Origin of the sequence: Serratia sp. CY33525 (assembly GCF_052169115.1) — a bacterium.
Lineage (GTDB): Bacteria > Pseudomonadota > Gammaproteobacteria > Enterobacterales > Enterobacteriaceae > Serratia > Serratia sarumanii.
Genome location: NZ_JBJNLK010000004.1, coordinates 175,149 through 196,734, shown reverse-complemented (window position 1 = coordinate 196,734; position 21,586 = coordinate 175,149). Strand labels below are relative to the sequence as shown.

Annotated in this window: 20 protein-coding genes; 11 read left to right on the top strand and 9 right to left on the bottom strand. The window is 60.3% G+C overall.

All coding sequences use genetic code 11. The annotated features are described in order from the left end of the window. The first annotated feature begins 255 nt into the window (after window positions 1-255). The 11 genes from arnB to ACJ8IM_RS12245 all read left to right on the top strand — a co-directional run bounded on the left by arnB (window position 256) and on the right by ACJ8IM_RS12245 (window position 12,309). Window positions 256-1,410, top strand: a complete 1,155-nt coding sequence (gene arnB / locus ACJ8IM_RS12295; RefSeq protein WP_033653921.1) for a UDP-4-amino-4-deoxy-L-arabinose aminotransferase — start codon at window positions 256-258, stop codon at window positions 1,408-1,410. Continuing rightward, a complete protein-coding gene (gene arnC / locus ACJ8IM_RS12290; protein ID WP_194243198.1) occupies window positions 1,367-2,377 on the top strand; it encodes an undecaprenyl-phosphate 4-deoxy-4-formamido-L-arabinose transferase in 1,011 nt (336 codons plus the stop codon). Before arnB ends, arnC begins: the two co-directional genes overlap by 44 nt. Further along, window positions 2,377-4,359, top strand: coding sequence for a bifunctional UDP-4-amino-4-deoxy-L-arabinose formyltransferase/UDP-glucuronic acid oxidase ArnA (arnA, locus tag ACJ8IM_RS12285; protein WP_033653939.1), 1,983 nt, complete (start codon window positions 2,377-2,379; stop codon window positions 4,357-4,359). The genes arnC and arnA overlap by 1 nt, the downstream gene beginning before the upstream one ends. Beyond that, window positions 4,356-5,261 carry a 4-deoxy-4-formamido-L-arabinose-phosphoundecaprenol deformylase gene (arnD, locus tag ACJ8IM_RS12280; RefSeq protein WP_033646311.1) on the top strand — a complete coding sequence of 302 codons (906 nt, stop codon included), beginning with the start codon at window positions 4,356-4,358 and terminating at the stop codon, window positions 5,259-5,261. Before arnA ends, arnD begins: the two co-directional genes overlap by 4 nt. After that, window positions 5,258-6,922: a lipid IV(A) 4-amino-4-deoxy-L-arabinosyltransferase gene (arnT, locus tag ACJ8IM_RS12275; protein ID WP_033653922.1), complete on the top strand. Its 1,665-nt coding sequence runs from the start codon at window positions 5,258-5,260 to the stop codon at window positions 6,920-6,922. Before arnD ends, arnT begins: the two co-directional genes overlap by 4 nt. Further along, window positions 6,919-7,263 (top strand): 4-amino-4-deoxy-L-arabinose-phosphoundecaprenol flippase subunit ArnE, encoded by a 345-nt coding sequence (gene arnE, locus ACJ8IM_RS12270; RefSeq protein WP_033653923.1) that lies wholly within the window; start codon window positions 6,919-6,921, stop codon window positions 7,261-7,263. The genes arnT and arnE overlap by 4 nt, the downstream gene beginning before the upstream one ends. Continuing rightward, window positions 7,260-7,652, top strand: a complete 393-nt coding sequence (arnF, locus tag ACJ8IM_RS12265) for a 4-amino-4-deoxy-L-arabinose-phosphoundecaprenol flippase subunit ArnF (protein ID WP_033638346.1) — start codon at window positions 7,260-7,262, stop codon at window positions 7,650-7,652. Before arnE ends, arnF begins: the two co-directional genes overlap by 4 nt. A 176-nt stretch (window positions 7,653-7,828) precedes the next feature. After that, window positions 7,829-8,293: an NlpC/P60 family protein gene (locus tag ACJ8IM_RS12260; RefSeq protein WP_016927954.1), complete on the top strand. Its 465-nt coding sequence runs from the start codon at window positions 7,829-7,831 to the stop codon at window positions 8,291-8,293. A gap of 59 nt (window positions 8,294-8,352) precedes the next feature. Next, window positions 8,353-9,366 (top strand): lipoate--protein ligase A, encoded by a 1,014-nt coding sequence (locus ACJ8IM_RS12255; protein ID WP_033653940.1) that lies wholly within the window; start codon window positions 8,353-8,355, stop codon window positions 9,364-9,366. 510 nt (window positions 9,367-9,876) lie between these two features. Beyond that, window positions 9,877-10,608 carry an EAL domain-containing protein gene (locus tag ACJ8IM_RS12250; RefSeq protein WP_033646308.1) on the top strand — a complete coding sequence of 244 codons (732 nt, stop codon included), beginning with the start codon at window positions 9,877-9,879 and terminating at the stop codon, window positions 10,606-10,608. Window positions 10,609-10,866: 258 nt separating this feature from the next. Further along, window positions 10,867-12,309 (top strand): protein adenylyltransferase SelO, encoded by a 1,443-nt coding sequence (locus ACJ8IM_RS12245; protein WP_033653924.1) that lies wholly within the window; start codon window positions 10,867-10,869, stop codon window positions 12,307-12,309. Between the two features lie 37 nt (window positions 12,310-12,346). Here ACJ8IM_RS12245 and ACJ8IM_RS12240 read toward each other — a convergent pair whose 3' ends face one another. The 9 genes from ACJ8IM_RS12240 to ppsR all read right to left on the bottom strand — a co-directional run bounded on the left by ACJ8IM_RS12240 (window position 12,347) and on the right by ppsR (window position 21,246). Continuing rightward, a complete protein-coding gene (locus tag ACJ8IM_RS12240; protein WP_033646306.1) occupies window positions 12,347-13,132 on the bottom strand; it encodes a heme ABC transporter ATP-binding protein in 786 nt (261 codons plus the stop codon). Beyond that, window positions 13,125-14,129 carry a FecCD family ABC transporter permease gene (locus ACJ8IM_RS12235; protein WP_033638351.1) on the bottom strand — a complete coding sequence of 335 codons (1,005 nt, stop codon included), beginning with the start codon at window positions 14,127-14,129 and terminating at the stop codon, window positions 13,125-13,127. Before ACJ8IM_RS12235 ends, ACJ8IM_RS12240 begins: the two co-directional genes overlap by 8 nt. Beyond that, window positions 14,129-14,959, bottom strand: coding sequence for a heme/hemin ABC transporter substrate-binding protein (locus ACJ8IM_RS12230; RefSeq protein ID WP_033638352.1), 831 nt, complete (start codon window positions 14,957-14,959; stop codon window positions 14,129-14,131). Before ACJ8IM_RS12230 ends, ACJ8IM_RS12235 begins: the two co-directional genes overlap by 1 nt. Then, complete coding sequence (locus ACJ8IM_RS12225) at window positions 14,956-15,993, bottom strand: hemin-degrading factor (RefSeq protein WP_033653925.1); 1,038 nt, start codon at window positions 15,991-15,993, stop codon at window positions 14,956-14,958. Before ACJ8IM_RS12225 ends, ACJ8IM_RS12230 begins: the two co-directional genes overlap by 4 nt. Before the next feature lie 66 nt (window positions 15,994-16,059). Next, window positions 16,060-18,102 carry a TonB-dependent hemoglobin/transferrin/lactoferrin family receptor gene (locus ACJ8IM_RS12220; protein ID WP_033653926.1) on the bottom strand — a complete coding sequence of 681 codons (2,043 nt, stop codon included), beginning with the start codon at window positions 18,100-18,102 and terminating at the stop codon, window positions 16,060-16,062. A gap of 94 nt (window positions 18,103-18,196) precedes the next feature. Next, the gene (hemP, locus tag ACJ8IM_RS12215) at window positions 18,197-18,379 is read right to left on the bottom strand and encodes a hemin uptake protein HemP (protein WP_016927944.1); all 183 of its coding nucleotides are present in this window, start codon (window positions 18,377-18,379) and stop codon (window positions 18,197-18,199) included. A gap of 171 nt (window positions 18,380-18,550) precedes the next feature. Further along, on the bottom strand, window positions 18,551-19,036 hold the full coding sequence (locus ACJ8IM_RS12210) for a glutathione peroxidase (protein WP_033646302.1): 486 nt from the start codon (window positions 19,034-19,036) through the stop codon (window positions 18,551-18,553). A 105-nt stretch (window positions 19,037-19,141) separates the two neighbouring features. Continuing rightward, window positions 19,142-20,188: a 3-deoxy-7-phosphoheptulonate synthase gene (locus tag ACJ8IM_RS12205; protein WP_004931381.1), complete on the bottom strand. Its 1,047-nt coding sequence runs from the start codon at window positions 20,186-20,188 to the stop codon at window positions 19,142-19,144. Window positions 20,189-20,385: 197 nt separating this feature from the next. Then, on the bottom strand, window positions 20,386-21,246 hold the full coding sequence (ppsR, locus tag ACJ8IM_RS12200; RefSeq protein ID WP_049234269.1) for a posphoenolpyruvate synthetase regulatory kinase/phosphorylase PpsR: 861 nt from the start codon (window positions 21,244-21,246) through the stop codon (window positions 20,386-20,388). Window positions 21,247-21,586 lie beyond the last annotated feature (340 nt).

Genomic DNA, 21,586 nt, shown 5'->3' with positions numbered 1-21,586 from the left:
GGCAAAAATAAAATAAGTAAATAATTATTAATATATATAGTAAATTGATTTTCATAGTAAATTTAAATTAATGATGACGGCACCTATCCATCAGTTCTCCCACTGATGACACGTCTCGTCTTAAGGTTTAGTTAAGCTTGCGGCCTTACATTGTCAGTTAATCCACGGAAACGATTCTTCTCTGGCGTTTAATATTCGTTAAACGAAAGGGATTTACAGTGTCATCAAAGCAGCTCGATACGTTTGGGGTTAACTATGGATCAATTTTTGCCTTTCTCTCGTCCGGCCATCGGCGATGAAGAAATCGCCGCGGTAGAGAAAGTGTTGCGTTCCGGTTGGATCACCACCGGGCCGCAAAACCAGCAACTGGAAAGCGACTTCTGCTCCACTTTCGGCTGTAAGCACGCCATCGCCGTCAGTTCCGCCACGGCGGGTATGCACATCACGCTGATGGCGCTGGGTATCGGCCCCGGCGACGAAGTCATCACCCCTTCGCAAACCTGGGTCTCCACCCTCAACATGATCGAGTTGCTGGGCGCCACGCCGGTGATGATCGACGTTGACCGTGATACGTTGATGGTCAGCGCCGCCGATGTCGAGGCTGCCATCACCCCGAACACCAAAGCGATTGTTCCGGTGCATTACGCCGGTGCTCCCCTGCAAATGGATGCGCTGCGCGCCGTAGCCGCACGCCATCGCTTGCCGCTGATCGAAGACGCCGCCCACGCGGTCGGCACGCGCTACAACGGCGAATGGGTCGGCGCACGCGGCACGGCGATTTTCTCTTTCCACGCGATTAAAAACGTGACCTGCGCCGAAGGCGGCCTGATCGCCACCGACGACGATGCGCTGGCGGATCGCCTGCGTTGCCTGAAGTTCCACGGTCTGGCCGTCGATGCCTTCGATCGCCAGCAGCTTGGCCGCAAACCGCAGGCCGAAGTGGTGGAGCCGGGTTACAAATACAACCTGTCCGACATTCATGCGGCGATCGCCGTGGTGCAACTGTCGCGCTTTGCTGAGCTGAACGCGTGCCGTAAGGCGCTGGCACAGCGCTACCTGAGCGCGCTGGAAGGCTCGCCGTTCCAACCGTTGGGCGTGCCGGATTATCCGCATGACCACGCCTGGCACCTGTTTATGGTCCGCGTCGATCCCGCGCGTTGCGGCATCGATCGCGACCAGCTGATGGAGCGCCTGAAAGAGGTTGGCGTCGGCACCGGGCTGCATTTCCGCGCCGCGCATACTCAGAAATTCTACCGTGAGCGTTATCCGCAGCTTTCTTTGCCGAATACCGAATGGAACTCGGCGCGGCTGTGCACCTTACCGCTATTCCCTGATATGACCGACGCCGACGTGGATCGCGTGGTCAATGCCTTGTCTTCTGTTGTGGAGTCTTTACGTGCCTCGCGTTGAACCGATTAAAAAAGTCTCGGTAGTCATCCCGGTATACAACGAGCAGGAAAGCCTGCCGGCGTTGCTGGAGCGGACTACTGCCGCCTGTAAGCAGTTATCTCAACCTTATGAAATCATCCTCGTCGACGATGGCAGCAGCGACAACTCCGCTGACATGCTGACTGCGGCGGCGGAAAAGCCGGATAGCCACGTGATCGCCGTCTTGCTGAACCGCAACTATGGCCAGCACTCGGCCATTATGGCCGGTTTCAATCAGGTGACCGGCGATCTGGTGATTACGCTGGACGCCGATCTGCAGAACCCGCCGGAGGAGATCCCACGGCTGGTCAGCGTGGCGGAAGAGGGCTATGACGTGGTGGGCACCGTGCGCGCCAACCGTCAGGACTCCTGGTTCCGCAAAAGCGCCTCGCGCGTAATCAACATGATGATTCAACGCGCCACCGGCAAGTCGATGGGGGACTACGGCTGCATGCTGCGCGCCTACCGTCGTCATATCGTTGAGGCGATGCTGCACTGCCATGAGCGCAGCACCTTTATCCCGATCCTGGCGAATACCTTCGCCCGCCGCACGACCGAGATCGACGTGCGTCACGCCGAACGCGAGTTTGGCGACTCCAAGTACAGCCTGATGAAGCTGATCAACCTGATGTATGACTTGATCACCTGCCTGACCACCACGCCGCTGCGTTTGCTCAGCGTGGTCGGCAGCATCGTGGCGCTGTCCGGGTTTGTGCTGGCGCTGGTGCTGATAGCGCTGCGTCTGCTGCTCGGCCCTGAATGGGCCGCCGGCGGCGTGTTCACCCTTTTCGCCGTCCTGTTCACCTTTATCGGCGCCCAGTTTGTCGGCATGGGTCTACTGGGTGAATACATCGGCCGCATCTATACCGACGTGCGCGCGCGTCCTCGCTATTTTGTTCAGAAAGTGGTCGGTGCACAGCAGGGCCACAATACTCAGGAAGAAGAATGATGAAAGCTATTGTATTTGCTTACCATGATATTGGCTGCGCCGGTCTGAAAGCGCTGACTGAGGCGGGTTATGACGTGCAGGCCGTGTTCACGCACACCGACGACCCTGGCGAGAACAACTTCTTCTCCTCCGTGGCCCGTTTGGGCGCCGAATTGGATCTGCCGGTCTATGCGCCAGAGGACGTAAACCATCCGCTGTGGGTTGACCGCATTCGCGCACTGCAGCCGGACGTGATCTTCTCGTTCTATTACCGCCACATGCTGAGCGACGAGATCCTGTCGCTGGCACCGCAGGGCGGTTTCAATCTGCACGGTTCGCTGCTGCCGCGTTACCGTGGCCGTGCGCCGGTGAACTGGGCGCTGGTGAACGGCGAAACCGAAACCGGCGCCACGCTGCACAAGATGGTGAAACGCCCGGACGCCGGCGACATCGTCGGGCAGCAAAAAGTGGCCATCGCCGACAGCGATACCGCGCTGACGCTGCACAAAAAAGTGCTGGAAGCCGCGCAGATCGTGTTGAAAGAGCAACTGCCGAAGCTGAAGAACGGCACCGCCACCTTCACCAAGCAGGATGAGTCCCAGGCCAGCTACTTCGGCCGCCGCAGCGCGGCGGACGGCGAGATCCTGTGGCACAAATCCGCCCAAGAGATCAACAACCTGGTGCGCGCCGTCACCGAGCCGTACCCGGGGGCGTTCAGCTACCTCGGCCAGCGCCAGCTGATCGTCTGGCGCTCTCGCGTGCTGGATACCCAACACGATAAGCAGCCGGGCACCGTGCTGAGCACCTCGCCGCTGGTCATCGCCTGTGGCGAAGGCGCGCTGGAGATCGTCGCCGGTCAAAACGACAGCGGTCTGTACGTGCAGGGCAGCCGCCTGGCGCAGGAAATGGGCATCGTCACCGACGTGCGTCTGGCCGCCAAGCCGAACGCCGCGATGAAACGCCGCACCCGCGTACTGATCCTCGGGGTCAACGGCTTCATCGGCAACCACCTGACCGAGCGCCTGCTGCGCGACGATCGCTACGACATCTACGGTCTGGATATCGGCTCTGACGCCATCAGCCGCTTCCTCGACAACCCGCGCTTCCACTTCGTGGAAGGCGACATCAGCATCCACTCCGAGTGGATCGAGTATCACATCAAGAAATGCGACGTGGTGCTGCCGCTGGTGGCGATCGCGACGCCGATCGAATACACCCGTAACCCGCTGCGCGTGTTCGAGCTGGACTTCGAAGAGAACCTGAAGATCGTTCGCGACTGCGTGAAATACAACAAGCGCATCATCTTCCCGTCCACCTCTGAAGTGTACGGCATGTGCGACGACAAAGAGTTCGACGAAGACCATTCGCGCCTGATCGTTGGGCCGATCAACAAGCAGCGCTGGATCTACTCGGTCTCCAAACAGCTGCTGGATCGGGTGATCTGGGCTTACGGCGCCAAAGAAGGCCTGAAGTTCACGCTGTTCCGTCCGTTCAACTGGATGGGGCCGCGCCTGGATAACCTGGACGCGGCGCGCATCGGTTCTTCCCGCGCCATCACCCAGCTGATCCTCAACCTGGTGGAAGGTTCGCCGATCAAACTGATGGACGGCGGCGCGCAGAAACGTTGCTTCACCGACATCAACGACGGCATCGAAGCGCTGTTCCGCATCATCGAGAACCGCGACGGCCTGTGTGACGGCCAGATCGTCAACATCGGCAACCCGACCAACGAAGCGAGCATTCGCGAGCTGGCGGAAATGCTGCTAGAAAGCTTCAACAACCACCCGTTGCGCGACCGCTTCCCGCCGTTTGCCGGCTTCAAGGACGTGGAGAGCAGCAGCTATTACGGTAAAGGTTACCAGGACGTCGAGCACCGCACGCCGAGCATCAAAAATGCTCACCGCCTGCTGGGCTGGCAGCCGACCATCGAGATGAAGCAAACCATCGCCGATACGCTGGACTACTTCCTGCGCACTACCGTTCAGGAAGGGAACGGTGCATGAAGAAAGTCGGTCTGCGGGTTGATGTAGATACCTTCAGCGGCACCCGTGAAGGGGTGCCGCAGTTGCTGGACCTGTTCGAAAAGTACGACATTCAGGCCAGCTTCTTCTTCAGCGTGGGACCGGACAACATGGGGCGCCATCTTTGGCGCCTTTTGCGTCCGAAATTTTTGTGGAAAATGCTGCGTTCGAACGCCGCCTCGCTGTACGGTCTGGACATTCTGCTGGCCGGCACCGCCTGGCCGGGGCGCAACATTTCACGCGCGCTGGGGCCGCTGATGAAGCGCACCGCCGAAGCCGGCCATGAGGTCGGGCTGCACGCCTGGGATCACCAGGGGTGGCAGGCCAGGGTCGGCAAGTGGAGCGAGGCGCAGCTGACCGAACAGGTACAGCTGGGCGTCGACGCCCTGAGCGCCAGCACCGGCCAGCCGGTGAAATGCTCCGCCGTGGCGGGCTGGCGCGCCGATACGCGCGTGCTGGAGGTCAAACAACGCTTCGGCTTCCATTACAACAGCGATTGCCGCGGCACCCATCCGTTCCGTCCGGTGCTGAGCGACGGGCGCCACGGTACGGTGCAGATCCCGGTGACGCTGCCGACCTTCGATGAAGTGATTGGCAGCGAAGTCAGCATGGCCGACTTCAACGACTATATTCTGCGCGCCATCGAGAACGATCGCGGCGTGCCGGTGTACACCATTCACACCGAAGTGGAAGGCATGTCGCAGGCGGCGATGTTCGAACAGTTATTGCAACGCGCACAGCGGCAGGGCATCGAATTCTGTCCGCTGAGCGCGCTGTTACCGCAAGATTTGGCGTCACTGCCGTTGGGCCGCATCAAGCGCGCTCCTTTCCCCGGCCGCGAAGGTTGGCTGGGCTGTCAAACCGATGTGAAGGACGTTACATGAAGGCGCTAAAAGGATCCTGGGCCATTGTGCTGGCCGTTTTTTTTGCTCTGGTTTACCTGATCCCGCTTAACGGCCGCCTGCTGTGGCAGCCGGATGAGACGCGTTATGCCGAGATCAGCCGTGAAATGCTGCAGCGCGGCGATTGGGTCGTGCCGCACCTGCTGGGGCTGCGCTATTTCGAAAAGCCGGTGGCGGGTTACTGGTTCAATAACATCAGCCAGTGGCTGTTTGGCGAAAACAACTTTGCGGTGCGTTTCGGCTCGGTGTTCAGCACCGGCATGACCGCGCTGCTGGTGTTTGCGCTGGCGATGCTGATGTGGCGCAATGCGCGCCGCGCCAGCCTGGCGGCGCTGATGTTCCTGTCGATGGTGCTGGTGTTCAGCATCGGCACCTACAGCGTGCTGGATCCGATGATCTCGCTGTGGCTGGCGGCGGCGATGGTCAGTTATTACCTGACGCTGAAAGCCACCTCGGTCAAAGGCAAGCTGGGCGCTTACGCGTTGCTGGGCCTGGCCTGCGGCATGGGCTTTATGACCAAGGGCTTCCTGGCGCTGGCGGTGCCGGTGATCGCGGTGATCCCGATCGTCATTCAGCAACGCCGCATCAAGGATCTGCTGTGCTATGGCCCGGTGGCGATCGTGACCGCTACGCTGCTCAGCCTGCCGTGGGCGCTGGCGATCGCGCAACGCGAACCCGATTTCTGGAATTACTTCTTCTGGGTCGAGCATATTCAGCGTTTCGCCGAAGATAACGCCCAGCACAAGGCGCCGTTCTGGTATTACCTGCCGGTCCTGCTGGCGGCGGTGCTGCCGTGGCTGGCGCTGCTGCCCGGTGCGCTGCTCAAGGGGTGGCGCGAGCGCGTACAGCGTCCGGAGCTGTTCTTCCTGCTGAGCTGGGCGCTGATGCCGCTGATCTTCTTCAGCATCGCCAAAGGCAAGCTGCCGACCTACATTCTGCCGTGCATGGCCCCGCTGGCGCTGCTGATGACCGCCTATGCGGAAGACTACGCCGCCACGCTGCGCGCCAGGCTGTTCAAGGCCAACGCCTGGCTGAACGGCCTGTTCGGCCTGATCGGCATCGTGGCGCTGGTGGTGTTGAGCTCCGGTCTGCTGCCGAAGGCACATCTGTTTACTCCGCAGGAGTGGCCGAAACTGGTGCTCGGCCTGATCGCCTTCGGCGGCTGGCTGCTGTTCGCGCTGGTTTCCGTACGCGACAACGGCCGCCAATGGCGCTGGGCGGCGGCTTGCCCGGTGCTGCTGTGCCTGGTGATCGGTTACGCCATCCCGCAACAGGTGACCGATTCCAAACTGCCGCAAAACTTTGCCCGCGCCACGATGGCCGAACTGAGCGACAGCCGCTATGTGTTGAGCGACAGCGTCGGGCTGGCGGCCGGCCTGGCCTGGGAGCTGAAGCGCAGCGACGTGCTGATGTACAGCCAGAAAGGCGAGGTGGCCTATGGTCTGGAGTACCCGGACGCCAAGGGGCACCTGATCAGCGATGCCGACTTCCCGCAGTGGCTGGCGCAGGCGCGCAAGCAGGGGAACGTGTCGCTGGTGCTGCAGCTGTCCCGTGGCGAAGCGCTGCCGCAGGAACTGCCCGCCGCAGACAAGGTGGATCGCATGAACCGCCTGGTGCTGATGTGGTATAAACAGCAACCATGATGGGTTTTCTGTTGGTGATTGTGGTCAGCCTGCTCACCTGTGGTGGGCAGCTGTGCCAGAAACAGGCGGCGCACTGTTGGGAACGGGCGGACGAGGCGCGGCTGAAGCTGACGCTGCGCTGGTTGGCGCTGGCGGTGCTGCTGCTGGGGCTGGGCATGGCGGTGTGGCTCAATGTGCTGCAACGCCTGCCGCTCAGCCTGGCTTACCCGATGCTCAGCCTGAACTTCGTGATGGTGACGCTGGCGGCGCGCTGGCTGTTTCATGAGCCGACGACCGCCCGCCACTGGTGTGGCGTAGCGTCGATTATGTTGGGGATCCTGCTGATGAGCGTGCATTCATGAGGGGTTATGCCTGGGGCGCCGCCAGCGTGTTGCTGGTGACGTTGGCGCAGTTGCTGATGAAGTGGGGCATGGTGCAAATCCCGCTGATGTCGTTCGCCGACGTCTCGTTGGCGCTGATCGGCGGCTACTGGCTGCCGCTGTTGGCGGTGGGCGGCGGCATCTGCGGTTATGCGCTGTCGATGCTGTGTTGGTTCTTTGCGCTGCGCCACCTGCCGTTAAACCGCGCTTATCCTCTGTTGAGCGTCAGTTACGCGCTGGTCTATCTGGCGGCGGTGATCCTGCCGTGGTTCAACGAGTCCGCTACACTGCTGAAAACGCTGGGCACGCTGTTTATTCTGTTCGGCGTCTGGCTGATTAACAGCAAGTCCGAGACAAAATCGCCGGAATAGGGCCAAAACCGGCGATCCTGTCATTATCTCCCTTATGGCGCTTGCCTTTTTCCCCGTGCGGGAGATAAATTAACGCCAAATAGCGCTCTCCTTACGTGGTGCCGGCTTTGCCTCGCAGGCGGTGTGGTGGTGTACCGGATGGCATAATGCGGCAACGTGTTCAATGAAGGGATATTATGCGGATGCGTGTGTGGTTTTTATTAGCCAGTTTGATCCTCGCCGGGTGCAGCAGCCATGCGCCGCCGCCCAGCGGCCGCCTGGCGGACTCTATCGTGGTGGTGGCCCAGCTCAATGAGCAGCTGCGCCAGTGGTACGGCACGCCATACCGTTACGGCGGCCTGGATCGGGGCGGGGTAGATTGTTCCGGCTTTGTTTACCGCACGTTCCGCGATCGTTTTGACATGCAACTGCCGCGTTCGACCGAAGAACAGACCTCGCTGGGCACCAAGGTCTCACGCGATGAGCTGATGCCGGGCGATCTGGTGTTTTTCAAAACCGGCGGCGGTGAGAACGGCCTGCACGTCGGCATTTACGATACCAACGACCAATTTATCCACGCGTCGACCAGCCGTGGAGTGATACGCTCCTCGCTCGATAACGTCTACTGGAAGCGGGTGTACTGGCAGGCGCGACGCATTTAGCCTTAACCCATTGATTTGGTGTATCATGGCGGCATCTCATGTTTTGGACGGTGCCTGCCATGAACAGCCTGCGTTTACTGATCTCCGACTCCTACGATCCCTGGTTCAACCTGGCGGTGGAAGAGTGCATCTTCCGCGAAATGACCACGCAAAAAATTCTCTTCCTGTGGCGCAATGCCGAAACGGTGGTGATTGGCCAGTCGCAGAACCCCTGGAAAGAGTGCAACACCCGGCGCATGGAGCAGGACGGCATTCGGCTGGCGCGGCGCAGCAGCGGCGGCGGGGCGGTATTTCACGATCTGGGCAATACCTGCTTCACCTTTATGGCCGGCAAGCCGGGCTACGACAAGAGCGTCTCGACCGACATCATTCTGCAAGCGCTGCGGCAGCTGGGCGTCGCGGCTAGCGCGTCGGGGCGCAACGATCTGGTGATGGAAACCGCCGACGGGCCGCGTAAAATATCCGGCTCAGCCTATCGAGAAACCCAGGATCGCGGTTTCCACCACGGCACGCTGCTGCTGAACGCCGATCTGGAGCGGCTGGCGGACTACCTCAATCCCGATCCCAAAAAGCTGCAGGCCAAGGGCATCACCTCGGTGCGTTCACGCGTCGCCAATTTGGCGGAGTTTTTGCCGGGTATCAGCCATGAGCAGGTATGCGACGCCATCGTGCAGGCTTTCTTCGCCCACTATGGCGAAACGGCCGAGCCGGAGATCATTTCGCCGGACGTTTTCCCCGATCTGCCCGATTTTGCCGCGCAGTTCGCCAAACAAAGCAGCTGGGAATGGAATTTCGGCAAGGCGCCGGCGTTCAGCCACTTGCTTAACGAGCGCTTTGTCTGGGGCGGCGTAGACCTGTTCTTCGATGTGGAGAAGGGGGCTATCGTTCGCGCGCAGGCGTTCACCGACAGCCTTAATCCCGCCTCGCTGCAGCGGCTGGCGGATATGCTGGTGGGCTGCCCGTATCGAAGCGAGCCCGTTGCCGCCTGCTGTGACCGACTGATGGCGGACTATCCTCAGCAGGCGGCCGAATTAGCCGAACTGCGGCAATGGCTGAGTGAAACGATCCGTTAGCGAAGGCCTGGTGATGAAGGGATGAGCGTGCTCATCCCTTTTTTTATCGCTGAAATCGACGTTTTGCACGGCGGTAGCGCAGATTTTCTGAAAATCAAGGTGGGCATTTTTTTGCGTTTTCAATGCCGAGAATAACGGGCGGAATTGATGCGTTATTAAATTTAATCAGTCATCGTTAACGGCAGGAAAAATCGGCGTTAAGGCGGGAAGATTATTTTACTTTATTTAAGATTTTTCTTAAATAAAACAAAGGAGATAAGTCAAATTTGGCCGTCAATCCATTCCACTTAAGCCAAATACCTTTTCACATAACGCGTTTGGCGGGCGCCATGGCATAAGTTAGGCTGCTTTTCTTTGCGCCTTTCACGATTGTCGTATAGCTTTAATCTATCAATTAAATGATATTTCATGGGTATTTACATTGATATTTCCGATTAATCCCAGAGGGATTGATCGATAAAATATATTGATATACGATGATACGCTAGCCATTCATCCTGTGGCATTAAAATGAACATCCAACTCGAAGCTGACTTTATTAGTAGCTATGTTTTTCAACCTGTTTACTCAATGGAGGGTGGGCTGTTGGCGGTGGAAATGTTGAGCCGATTCAACAGTCTCGACGGTGATTTAGCCATGCCGGCCGAAATTGGGATTAATTTATTGGCGCCTGAACAAAGGATTGAGTTATTTAATGAGCAACTGAAACTTGCGGAGCAGCATGCGGCTTGGTTTACCGGTAACAACGTGCAGTTGACCATCAATATCGAAGAAACCATCGTTGAGCTTATTCTTTCCGATTCGGCGTTGTGCCAACGGATCGGGCAATATCCTTTTATTGCATTTGAAGTGAGTGAGAGTTTTCCGAATCTTTCGGCCGGGAAGAACAACCCGAGCGTGCGGCGATTAAGCGAAATGTTTACGCTGTGGCTCGATGATTTCGGTTCCGGTAAAGCCACGCTGACCGCGTTGTACGATGGTTTGTTTGACTACGTAAAGATAGACAAGCGTTTTTACTGGCAGCTGTTTACCCATCAGGGATATGACGTGGTCATCGACTCGTTGTTAAAGAATATCAACCTGTTATGTAAAGGCGTGATCGTCGGAGGAATAGAGAAAAAAGAGTATTTTAATAAACTCAGGTACGCCGGTGTTTTAGGTCTGCAAGGTTTTTTATGGCCCAGCGTTGGTGTGGATAATCTGCAAGCTTTGCTGGCGACGCCCAGCGAGTTCAATAATTAAGAAGTGATATAAAAAATTACACACAATGAGGTAAATCATGCGCGGAATGAGGTTACCGTGATTCCGCTACCGTTATTGATCCTCGTTGTTGGGCTGATAACACCGTTTATCAGCCGGCATTAAACCCGCGCTTCCTCAGCCAGGCGGAACGCTAAACTCCCCGCATCCGTCCTGACGACAGGCGGATGCGTTCTCCCTGCATTCCTTCGGTGTTAATCCGCTCGTTCAGGCTCTACACTACGCTGAAACGGAGGGCCTATGCCGCAGTTCGATAACGCTTACTACCAACAGTTACCCGGCTTCTACACCGCTCTGAACCCGACGCCGCTCAAGGATGCGCGCCTGCTGTACCACAGCGAGCCGCTGGCGCGCGAGCTGGGGCTGGATGAAAGCTGGTTTACTCAGGATAAAACCCCGATTTGGGCGGGAGAAACGCTGCTGCCGGGCATGCAGCCGCTGGCGCAGGTGTACAGTGGCCACCAGTTCGGCGTGTGGGCCGGGCAGTTGGGCGATGGCCGCGGCATTTTGCTTGGCGAACAGGTTCTGGCGGACGGCAGCCACCGCGACTGGCACCTGAAGGGCGCCGGGCTTACGCCGTATTCGCGCATGGGGGACGGCCGCGCGGTGCTGCGTTCGGTTATCCGCGAGTTTCTGGCCTCTGAGGCGCTGCACCATTTGGGGATCCCCACCACCCGAGCGTTGACCATCGTCACCAGCAGGCAGCCGGTGTTCCGCGAGCAGCCGGAACGCGGTGCCATGCTGATGCGGGTGGCGGAAAGCCACGTGCGCTTCGGCCACTTCGAACACTTTTACTACCGTAAACAGCCGGAGCAGGTGCGGCAGTTGGCGGATTTCGTCATTGCCCGTCACTGGCCGCAGCTGCAGGATCAGGCCGAGCGTTACCTGTTGTGGTTTACCGACGTGGTCGAACGCACGGCGCGCCTGATCGCCCATTGGCAAACCGTCGGTTTCGCGCACGGCGTGATGAACACCGACAACATGTCGATTCTCGGTATCACCATCGATTACGGCCCTTACGGTTTCCTTGACGACTACCAGCCCGGCTATATCTGCAACCATTCCGATCACCAGGGGCGTTACGCCTTCGACAATCAGCCGGCGGTGGCGTTGTGGAACCTGCATCGTCTGGCGCAGACCCTATCGGGGCTGATGACCACCGAACAGCTGCAGCAGGCGCTGGCGGCGTATGAGCCGGCGCTGATGCGCGCCTATGGCGAACAGATGCGCGCCAAACTCGGCTTCTTCACGCCGACGGCGCAGGACAACGACGTGCTCACCGGTCTGTTGAGCCTGATGGCGCAGGAAGGGCGGGACTATACCCGCACGTTCCGCCTGTTGAGCGAGACCGAACAGCAGCAGGCGCAGTCGCCGCTGCGCGACGAGTTTATCGATCGCGCGGCGTTCGACGCCTGGTATCAGCAGTATCGTCAGCGTTTGCAACAGGAGCAGGTGAGCGATGCGGAGCGGCAACGGGCGATGAAGGCGGTGAATCCGCGGCTGATCCTGCGCAACTATCTGGCGCAGCAGGCGATTGAGGACGCGGAGAACGACGACGTGGGCCGTTTGCAGCGATTGCATCAGGCCCTGCTGCGGCCGTTCGACGATGTGCCGGAGTATGACGATCTCGCCGCGCTGCCGCCGGACTGGGGCAAGCACCTGGAGATTTCCTGCTCCAGCTGAGATGAAGAAAGGGCGCTTGATAGCGCCCTTAAATTTTTTATTGGCGCAGGTAGACCTGCGGCAGCGACACTTCGGGATGATGCACCACGCCGAGATCGGCCTGATACCAGCGGGTGAGGATCTCCGTTTGCAACACTTCCTGCGGCGTGCCGCTCGCCACCAACCGCCCCTGATGCAACAGCAGGATCCGATCGGCGTACAGCGCGGCCAGATTGAGATCGTGCAGCACGCAGCAGACGCCCAGCGGCTGTTGGCGCGTCAGCGAGCGCAGCAGGCGCAGGGTGTGCTGCTGGTGATACAGATCCAGCGCCGAGGTCGGTTCGTCGAGGAACAGCCAGGCGGGGGACGGCTGCGGTTGCCACAGCTGCGCCAACACCCGCGCCAGCTGCACCCGCTGTTGTTCACCGCCGGACAGCTGGCGGTAGTCGCGCTGCGCCAGCGCCAGGCAGTCGGTTTGCGCCATCACCTGTTGGATCGCCTGATGCTCGTCGCGTTTGCCGTGCGGCGAACGCCCCATGCTGACCACTTCTTCCACGCTGAACGGAAACGCCAAATCGCTGTACTGGCGCATCACGGCCCGGACTTTGGCCAACTGTTGCGGCGCCCAGTGTTCCAGTGGGCGGTCAAGCAGCCGACATTCGCCGCAGTCCGGCGTCAAATAGCCGGTCAGCAAGCGCAGCAGCGTCGACTTGCCGGCGCCGTTAGGGCCGATAATCGCCACCATTTCACCGCCGGCAAGGCTGAGCGAAACGTCGTTGATCAACCGGCGCGTACCGAGGCTGTAACGCAGCTCCCGGGCTGTCAGGCAGGCGGCGTTATCCACCGGCTCGCTCCCGCTGGCGCATCACCAGCCACAAGAAATAGGGACCGCCGATCAGGCTGGTCATCAGCCCCACCGGCATTTCGGCCGGCGCCACCAGCGTGCGCGCCAGCGTATCGCTGACCAGCAGCAGGCAGGCACCGCCCAGCGCGGAGCAGGGCAGCAGCCAGCGGTGATCGCCGCCGAGGCGCATGCGCACCAGATGCGGCACCACCAGGCCGACAAAGCCGATCACGCCGCTCATCGCTACCGCCGCGCCGATCAGCAAGGCGCTCAACAACAGCAGCTGCAGCTTGGCGCGCTGGACGTTCACCCCGAGGTAGTGGGCCTCTTCGTCCCCCAGCTGCAACAGGTTCAGTCGGCGCGCCTGCAGCAGCGTCAGCAGCGCCGCAGGCAGGATCAGCGAGGCGGAAACCGCCAGGGTCGGCCACTGCGACTGGCTGAGGCTGCCCATCATCCACAGCGAGAACTGGCGCAGCTGTTGATCGCTGCTGACGTAAGAGAGCACGCCGATGGCCGCCATGCACAGGGCGTTGATGGCGATGCCCGCCAGCAGCAGCCGCGACAGATTGCCGTGCCCGCTGCGGCTGATGCCGTAGATCAACAATGACACCAGCAGGCTGCCGAGGAACGCCGCCAGCATATGACCGTACAGCGCGATCGTCACCGGCAACGCCAGAGGCATCACGATGAACAGCGCGACAAACAGCGCGCCGCCGCTGCTGATGCCCAGCAGGCTCGGATCCGCCAGCGGGTTGCGGAACAGCCCTTGCATCACGGCGCCGGACACCGCCAGCGCGCAGCCGATCACCACCGCCAGCAGCACGCGCGGCAGGCGAATGTTCAACCAGATGTGCCAGGCGGCGTCGCTGAAAGGTTCGCGCCATAGGGTGCGAAACGACAGCGTCAGCGCGCCCAGGTTGGCGGCGACTAGCGCCAGCAGCGTCAGCAGCACCAGCAGACCGATGATGGCCAGCTGAGGCGAGGTGCGACAGCGCATTACTTTTGCTCCGCCGCGTGGCGCAGCTTGGCCAGCGCCGCCGGCGTTTCCAGACCGAAGCCCAGCAGCGCCATGTCATCGACGATCAGCACGCGGCGCTGCTTGCCTGCCGGCGTCAACGCCAGGCCCGGCAGCGTCCACAGCTGCTGTTCGCCGCCGAGGGTGCGCACGCCGTCGGTGGTGACCAGCAACAGATCCGGCGCGCTGGCGATGACGCCTTCCTGCGACAGCGGCCGGTAGCGGTCAAAGCCCTGCATGGCGTTTTTCAGCCCGGCGGCGGCGATCACCGCGTCGGCGGCGGTGTGTTGCCCGGCGGCCATCGGCGTGATGCCGCCGTGGCTCATCACGAACAGCACCTTGACCGGCAGCGGGGAGGTATCCACCGCCGCCAGCTGTTGTCGATAGCGCTCGCTCAGCTGTTTGCCTTGCTCAACGCGCTGCAGCGCGGCGGCGATCGTAGCGATTTTCTGAGGCACCGCCTGCAGGGTGGTGTCACCCGGCACGCTGACCACGTTGACACCGCTGTCCGCCAGCTGTTTGAGCACCAGCGCCGGCTGTGCCAGCTCGGTCGTCAGCACCAGCGTCGGCTTCAGCGCCAAAATGCCTTCGGCGTTCAGCTGGCGCATGTAGCCGACGTCCGGCAGCTTTTTCACCGCTTCCGGATGCAGACTGGTGCTGTCGCGGGCGATCACCTCGTCGCCGGCGCCGAGCGCGAAGGCGATTTCCGTCACGTCGCCGCCGATCGAGACGATGCGCTGCGCCGCCGCGGCGGTGAGCGGCAGCGCTAGCGACATCATCAACGCCAGGCGGCGGATCAAGGAAGATTTCATGCGGCGATGTCCTTGGCGGCGAGCGCGGCAACCTGCTCGTGCCACTGGGTTTGTTCCGGCTGGCCTTCGGTACGCTGGCCATACAGCTGCGCGATCTGTGTGCCGTCGGCGGCGAACAGCTCCAGGCTGGTGACGATGCCGTCCTTGGTCGGTTTGCGGGTGATCCAGCTTTCGGCGATGGCGTCTTCAATCAGGTGCAGCGTGAAGCGGCGGTTGAACACGTTGATCCAGCCTTCCTGCGGCATCAAACGTTCGATCTGGCCGGTGAAGATCTGCACGCAGCCGCGGTTGCCGACGAAGATCATGATCTCGTTTTGCTGTTGCTGCGCCGCTTCGAGCAGCTGCGACAGCGCGCTGTTGTCCACCTGGTAGGCCAGATCGTTGCCGACGGCGCGGAAGGCCTGTTGGCGCGTCAGCTTGTTGCGGCTCAGCAGCTGGAAGAACTGATGAACGTCAGTCATCGCGCGCCACTCACCGTCGATTTTGGCATGATCCTGCGTCGTTTCATCGGTGGTGGCCGCCTCGACGGGCTGCAGCGCCAGCGCCGGGTTTTCTTCGCTCAGGTGGCGTTCCACCAGCGCCATCCAGGCCGGCAGATCGGTCTCTTCGGTGGTGTAGACCTTGTGCAGCGCATCGCCCTGTTGGTCGAAGAACTGGATGCTGTGGCGCACGCCGCGCTTGTTGGTTTCGCTCATGGCGAAGACGCTGGTCCAGTGGTTGAGGAACAGGCGCAGATCCAGCTCGCGTGGGTTGAGGATCAGTCCGGCGTGGCCGTTGAGGTGCTGGTTGCAGTAACGGCCCATCTGCTCATGCACCGCATAGCTGTTGCGGGTGATGGACTTGGTGACGCCGACCTGCTCAAGCTCGGTCAGCAGGGTGCGCGCGTCGGCCTGCAGGCGGCGGGTGTCGTGGCCGACGCGGGCGTGCGTCAGCTCCGCTTCGCTGACGCCGAGGATCGCCGCCAGATCGCGGGCGTATTTGCCGGGGTGATCGATTTTAGCCTGTTGGTAGCGTTCGTATAGGGTGTTGCTCATGCGGGATTCTCCTGCGCTGTAATGCGAACGGCGGACAACCGGGTTGTCCGCCAGATAGTCAAATGATTACCACTGGTAGCTGACCAGCAGTTTGGCGTTGCGGCCATCCTGCGGGACGCCCTGCGGCGAGTAATATTCCTTGTCGAAGGCGTTGCCCAGCACCACGGTGGTGGTCATGCCCTGCAGCCGATCGCGGCCCTTGTAGCTCAGATAGAAGTCGTTGACGCCATAGCCGCCTTGTTCCGAGTAGGTGGCGGGCACTCGCTTGGCGCGCTCGGCGAAGGTGGCAACCCAGCCGGCGGACAGGCCGGTTTCGCCCAGCGGCACGTCCAGCGAGCTGGTAACGGTATCCGGGCTGATGTCGGCCAGCCAATCGCCGCTTTTCGCGTTCAGCTCGCCATTGCGAGACTTGTCCTTGCCGCGTGTACGGTTGTAAGCCAGATCCCAGTTAAACCACTTGGTCTGATAGTTCAGCGAGGTGTCCCAACCCCAAATTTTGGCGCGAGAGATATTCGCTGAGGCGGTCTGCGTGCGAGTGACATACATGAAGATGTAGTCTTTGGCGTCGGTATCGAAGTAACTGGCCTTGAATTGCAGGCTGTCATCCGCCAGCAGCAGATCGTCGAAGCGCAGCCCGAAACCGGCTTCGGTGGTGCTGGTGGTTTCCGGCCGCAGATTAGGATTGGGCACCCAATAGTTGCCGGGGAAGTGGCGCGAATCGTTGTACATCTCGCCCATGGTCGGGGCGCGGAAGGCCTGGGAATAGGAGCCGAACAGCATCAACCAGTCGGTCGGCGAGTAGCTCAGGGCTCCGCGGGACGACCATTTGTCGGCCTTGACGTCTTCGTGGCTCTGGCTGCTGCCTTTGTAATCGTCGTAGCGCGTGCCTGCCAGCACGGTGATCGGAATGTCGCGCAGCGTAATTTCATCCTGTAGCCAGCCGGAGGCGAAGTTGATCTTGGCCTGCGGGAAGCTGGTGGTGGCGCCGCCCGGCTGTTGTTTCTGTTCATAGACCTCGGAGCCGTAGGTCAGCAGGTGTGACGCAAAGCTGTCGGCGAACAGGCGCGTGCGGTTTTCCAGCTTGCCGCCGTTGGTGGTCTGCTTGCGGAATTCGTCGGTCGCGCCGGCGTTGTGCGCATTGATTTTGACTTCCGAGGTGTACAGCTTGGCGGTGGCGTCCAGCCAATCCTGGCCGACCGGCTTGAGCTTATAGCTCAATGCGGCATCGCGCTGGATGGTCGAGCGGTTGGTCATCGGGTTGCCGCTCGAGCTGCCCGGCGTCTGCGGATTTTTCGGCTCTTGAGCGCTGTTGTTGTAGTAGCGCAGATTGCCGCTCAGCGACTGATTGTCGTCGATCTTCCAGGTGCCTTTGGCCAGCACGTTGCTTATGGTTTCGTCATTTGGCGCATCGAAGCCGTTGCCCTGACGCAGATCGCCGACGTCGCGGGTGCCAAACGACAGCAAACCGTCGAGGTTATCGGTCTTGCCGTAGGCGCTGGCGCCCATGCCCAGGCTGTGATCGCCGGTGCCGGCGGTGCCGTAGACGCGGAACCCGGTATCCTGGCCCGGCAGCAGCAGATCGGCGGCATCAACGGTCTCGTAGGCGATAACGCCGCCCAGCGCGCCGCTGCCGTACAGCAACGCGGAGGGACCGCGCACGATTTCAATGCGTTTCACCAGCGCCGGATCGAGGAAGGTGCCGCCGATATGGCCGGTATCGGTCCCCTGGCGGATGCCGTCGACCAGCGTCAGCACGCCGTTTTTGCCGTAGCCACGCATCGTCACGTCCTGGCCGTTGCTGCGCCCGGTGCCGTTGACGGTAATGCCCGGCACGCGGCGCAGCATATCGGCGGCGGTGCCTGCAGTTTGGCTTTCCGGCGAGTTGCCTTCGATGACCGTGACCATCATCGGCGCTTCAAAGCTGCTGCGTTGGTTGCCGGTGGCGACCACGGTCATGGTCTCGTCGGCGGCTTTGGCTTTTTTAGCCGGCGCCGCGTTGGAAGAGGATGTTGTGCTGGTGTTTTGTGCCAAGGCCACCGTAGGCAGAGCGCAGGCAATCGCCAGACTCAAAGCGGAAAAACGCAGCCGGGTGGAAAATGTCAGAGGCATGGTGCAACTCTCCGTATGTAATAAAACATATCAATAGATTTGCTGGCTGCCTGGATCAAAAGATCGGGGTGGCTGGCGTTTGAGGGTTCTGTGGTTATTTGGTCAGGATCAATTTCCCGGCTTTGGTCTGCCGCAGCTGATAGCGCTGGCCCTGATGGGTAATGAACGCGATGCCGTCGGCGCCGAGCAGCTGTGCGCTGTCGTAGCTGGGCGGCGCGTTTGCGCTGTGCTCGGTCGGGGCCGCGGCGGCGGGGGTAGGCGTGTTGGCAGTATCCATTATCATTGTGCTTATAAAACAGACCATTAAATGGTAATTAATATCAAACTGAGAATCATTATCATGTGAAGGAAAGGTTACATCAAGGAAAATTTTCTTACCGATGGAACCTTTTTGTCGAATGGACATCCGGCGGCGGGCCGAGCGTACCCGGCCCGTAAAAAAGGGGCGTTATTTCAGCAGGGTTTCGATGCGGTCAAACAGGCGTTCGGGTTTGGTGATCGGCGCAAAGCGCGTGACGCGCTGGCCGTCGGCGGTGAGCAGGAACTTGGTGAAATTCCATTTGATGCGGCGGCTGCCCAGAATGCCGGGCGCCAGGCGTTTCAACTCATTGAACAGCGGGTGCGCGCCGGGGCCGTTAACGTCTATCTTGCTGAACAGCGGGAAACTGACGCCGTAGTTGAGGCTGCAAAAGTTGGCGATCTCCAGCGGGCTGCCCGGCTCCTGAGAACCAAACTGGTTGCAGGGGAAGCCGAGCACCACCAGGCCGCGTTCGCGATAGTATTGCCACAAATTTTCCAGCCCGCGGTATTGCGGGGTGAAGCCGCACTTGCTGGCGGTGTTGACCACCAGATAAGCGCGCGCCGGGTAATCGCCCAGCGTTTTTTGCTCGCCCTGCAGCGTGACGCAGGGGATGGATAACAGAGAGTGAATCATGCCGTGGCTCCAGGTGCGTTTCGGCGGGTGCTAAAGCGTTGCAATCAGTATAGATGAGCGGGACAGAAGGGATAAAGCCGGGGCGAGGCCCCGGCCTCTAGTGCGTCAGAAACGGCTATCGACCGCATCCGCCAGCATCGCCAGCAACTGTTCGCTGTCGGACCAGCTCAGGCAAGGATCGGTGATTGATTGGCCATAGGTCAGCGGCTGGCCGGCGACGATCTTCTGCGTGCCTTCCACCAGGAAGCTTTCCGCCATCACGCCGGTGATGGCGGCGGAGCCGGCGCGGATCTGTTGGCAGACGTTGTCGGCCACTTCCAGCTGGCGGCGGTGCATTTTCTGGCAGTTGCCGTGGCTGAAGTCGATCACCAGGTGTTCCGGCAGATCGAACTCGCGCAGGCTGTCGCAGGCGGCGGCGATGTCGCTGGCGTGATAGTTCGGCGTTTTGCCGCCGCGCATGATGATGTGGCCGTACGGGTTGCCGCTGGTCTGGTAGATGGTCATTTGGCCATGTTTGTCCGGCGACAGGAACATGTGCCCGGCGCGCGCCGCGCGAATGGCGTCGATGGCGATGCGGGTGTTGCCGTCGGTGCCGTTTTTGAAGCCGACCGGGCAGGAGAGCGCCGAGGCCATTTCACGGTGGATCTGGCTTTCGGTGGTGCGCGCGCCGATGGCGCCCCAGCTGATCAGATCGGCGATGTATTGGCCGACCACCATGTCCAGGAATTCGGTGGCGGTTGGCAGGCCGAGCTGGTTCACTTCCAGCAGCAGGCGGCGCGCCATTTCGATGCCGCGGTTGACCTGGAAGGTGCCGTCCAGCGCCGGATCGGATATCAGGCCTTTCCAGCCGACGACGGTGCGCGGTTTTTCGAAATAGGTGCGCATCACGATCTCCAGGCGATCCTGGTAGCGTTCGCGCAGGGCGTTCAACCGGCCGGCGTAATCGACGGCGGCGTCGAGATCGTGGATGGAGCAGGGGCCGATCACCACCAGCAGGCGGCGGTCTTCACCGGTGAGGATTTTTTCAATGCGTTTTCGTGACGCGGTCACGTTGTCGGCGACGGCCGCCGAGATCGGCAGCTTGTCCGCCAACGCTTGCGGCGTGACGAGGCTGTCGATGCGCGCGGTCCGCAGTTCATCTGTTTTGTGCATGTTGTTTCCTGGAAACTGTTCTTCTCTGCGGCAGGAGTGCCGGGAAGTGATGGCGATCACAATAACGCAAAAAGCGCTGAATTCAACCGTAGAGATTGTGTTCTGTTGATCAAAGCCGCGAAAAAAAGCACAAAAAAATCAGCGGCTGCTGAAATAAACGGCAGGTGGCGGGGCGCGGCGGCCCCGCGAGGAAAAGGTCAGAACATGCGGCGGCTCATGCCGAGGATGTCGAGGATTTTGGTGGAGATCTCTTCGACCGAATAGTTGGTGGTATTGAGGTAGCGGATCTGATTTTTGCGGAACAGCGCCTCGACTTCGGCGATCTCCATACGGCACTGGCGCAATGAAGCGTAACGGCTGTTTTCACGCCGTTCCTCGCGGATCGCCGCCAGGCGTTCCGGATCGATGGTCAGGCCGAATAATTTATGCTGAAACGGTTTCAGCGAGGCCGGCAGGTGCAAATTGTCCATATCGTCGGCGATAAACGGGTAGTTGGCGGCGCGGATGCCGAACTGCATCGCCAGATAAAGGCTGGTGGGGGTTTTGCCGCAGCGCGACACGCCGAGCAGGATCACCTGCGCCTGATCGAGGTTGCGCAGCGAAATGCCGTCGTCGTGCGCCAGCGTATAGTCGATGGCGGCAATGCGCGCGTCGTACTTGCCGAGGTTGCTGGCGGTCAGACCGTGGGTGCGGTTCGGCACCGGCGTCGGCTCCACTTCCAGCTCGCCCTGCAGCGGGCCGACCAGCGCCTGCACGATATCCTGGCAGAAGCCCTGGCTCTGCACGATCACATCGCGCACTTCCGGCGAGATGATGGAGTAAAACACCAGCGGCCGCACGCCGGTTTCATTATAGATATCATCGATTTGTTGGCGAACTGCGCGAGCGCGCGCCTCGGTTTCGACAAACGGCAGGGTATAGGTGGTCGCCGTGACCGGGAACTGCGACAGCACCGCGTGTCCCAGTACTTCGGCGGTGATCGCCGTACCATCCGAAATATAAAAAACGCTTCTTTCCACCCGAGGCTCCTTACCTGAAAACGGTGTTACTGCTGTCATCACTGTCAATATCATGAGCCGCAGACGATCCGCCGGTAAAGGGGCGAGGGGAAAAATTGTGACGGCGGGGCGGTAAAGCGCCTTGCGGCGGCGCGTGAAGAAAAGCGCGTTTTGCCGGCGGTAAAAATCGCGGCGCGGCGACGCTTTTCGATCCGAAACGTAAATTTGCCGCTATTTTCACCAAAAACGGTAGCGTTTGCGTGGTCATTAAAACAGAAGTTTAAAAAGAGCGTAATTTGTTGAGAACTAAGCTTTTCGTGCGATTGGGAACGGTTCCCAGGCAAATCAGCCGGTTAGGACATTCTCTTAAAAACCACTTTCTTCAGTGGGTTGATCGATT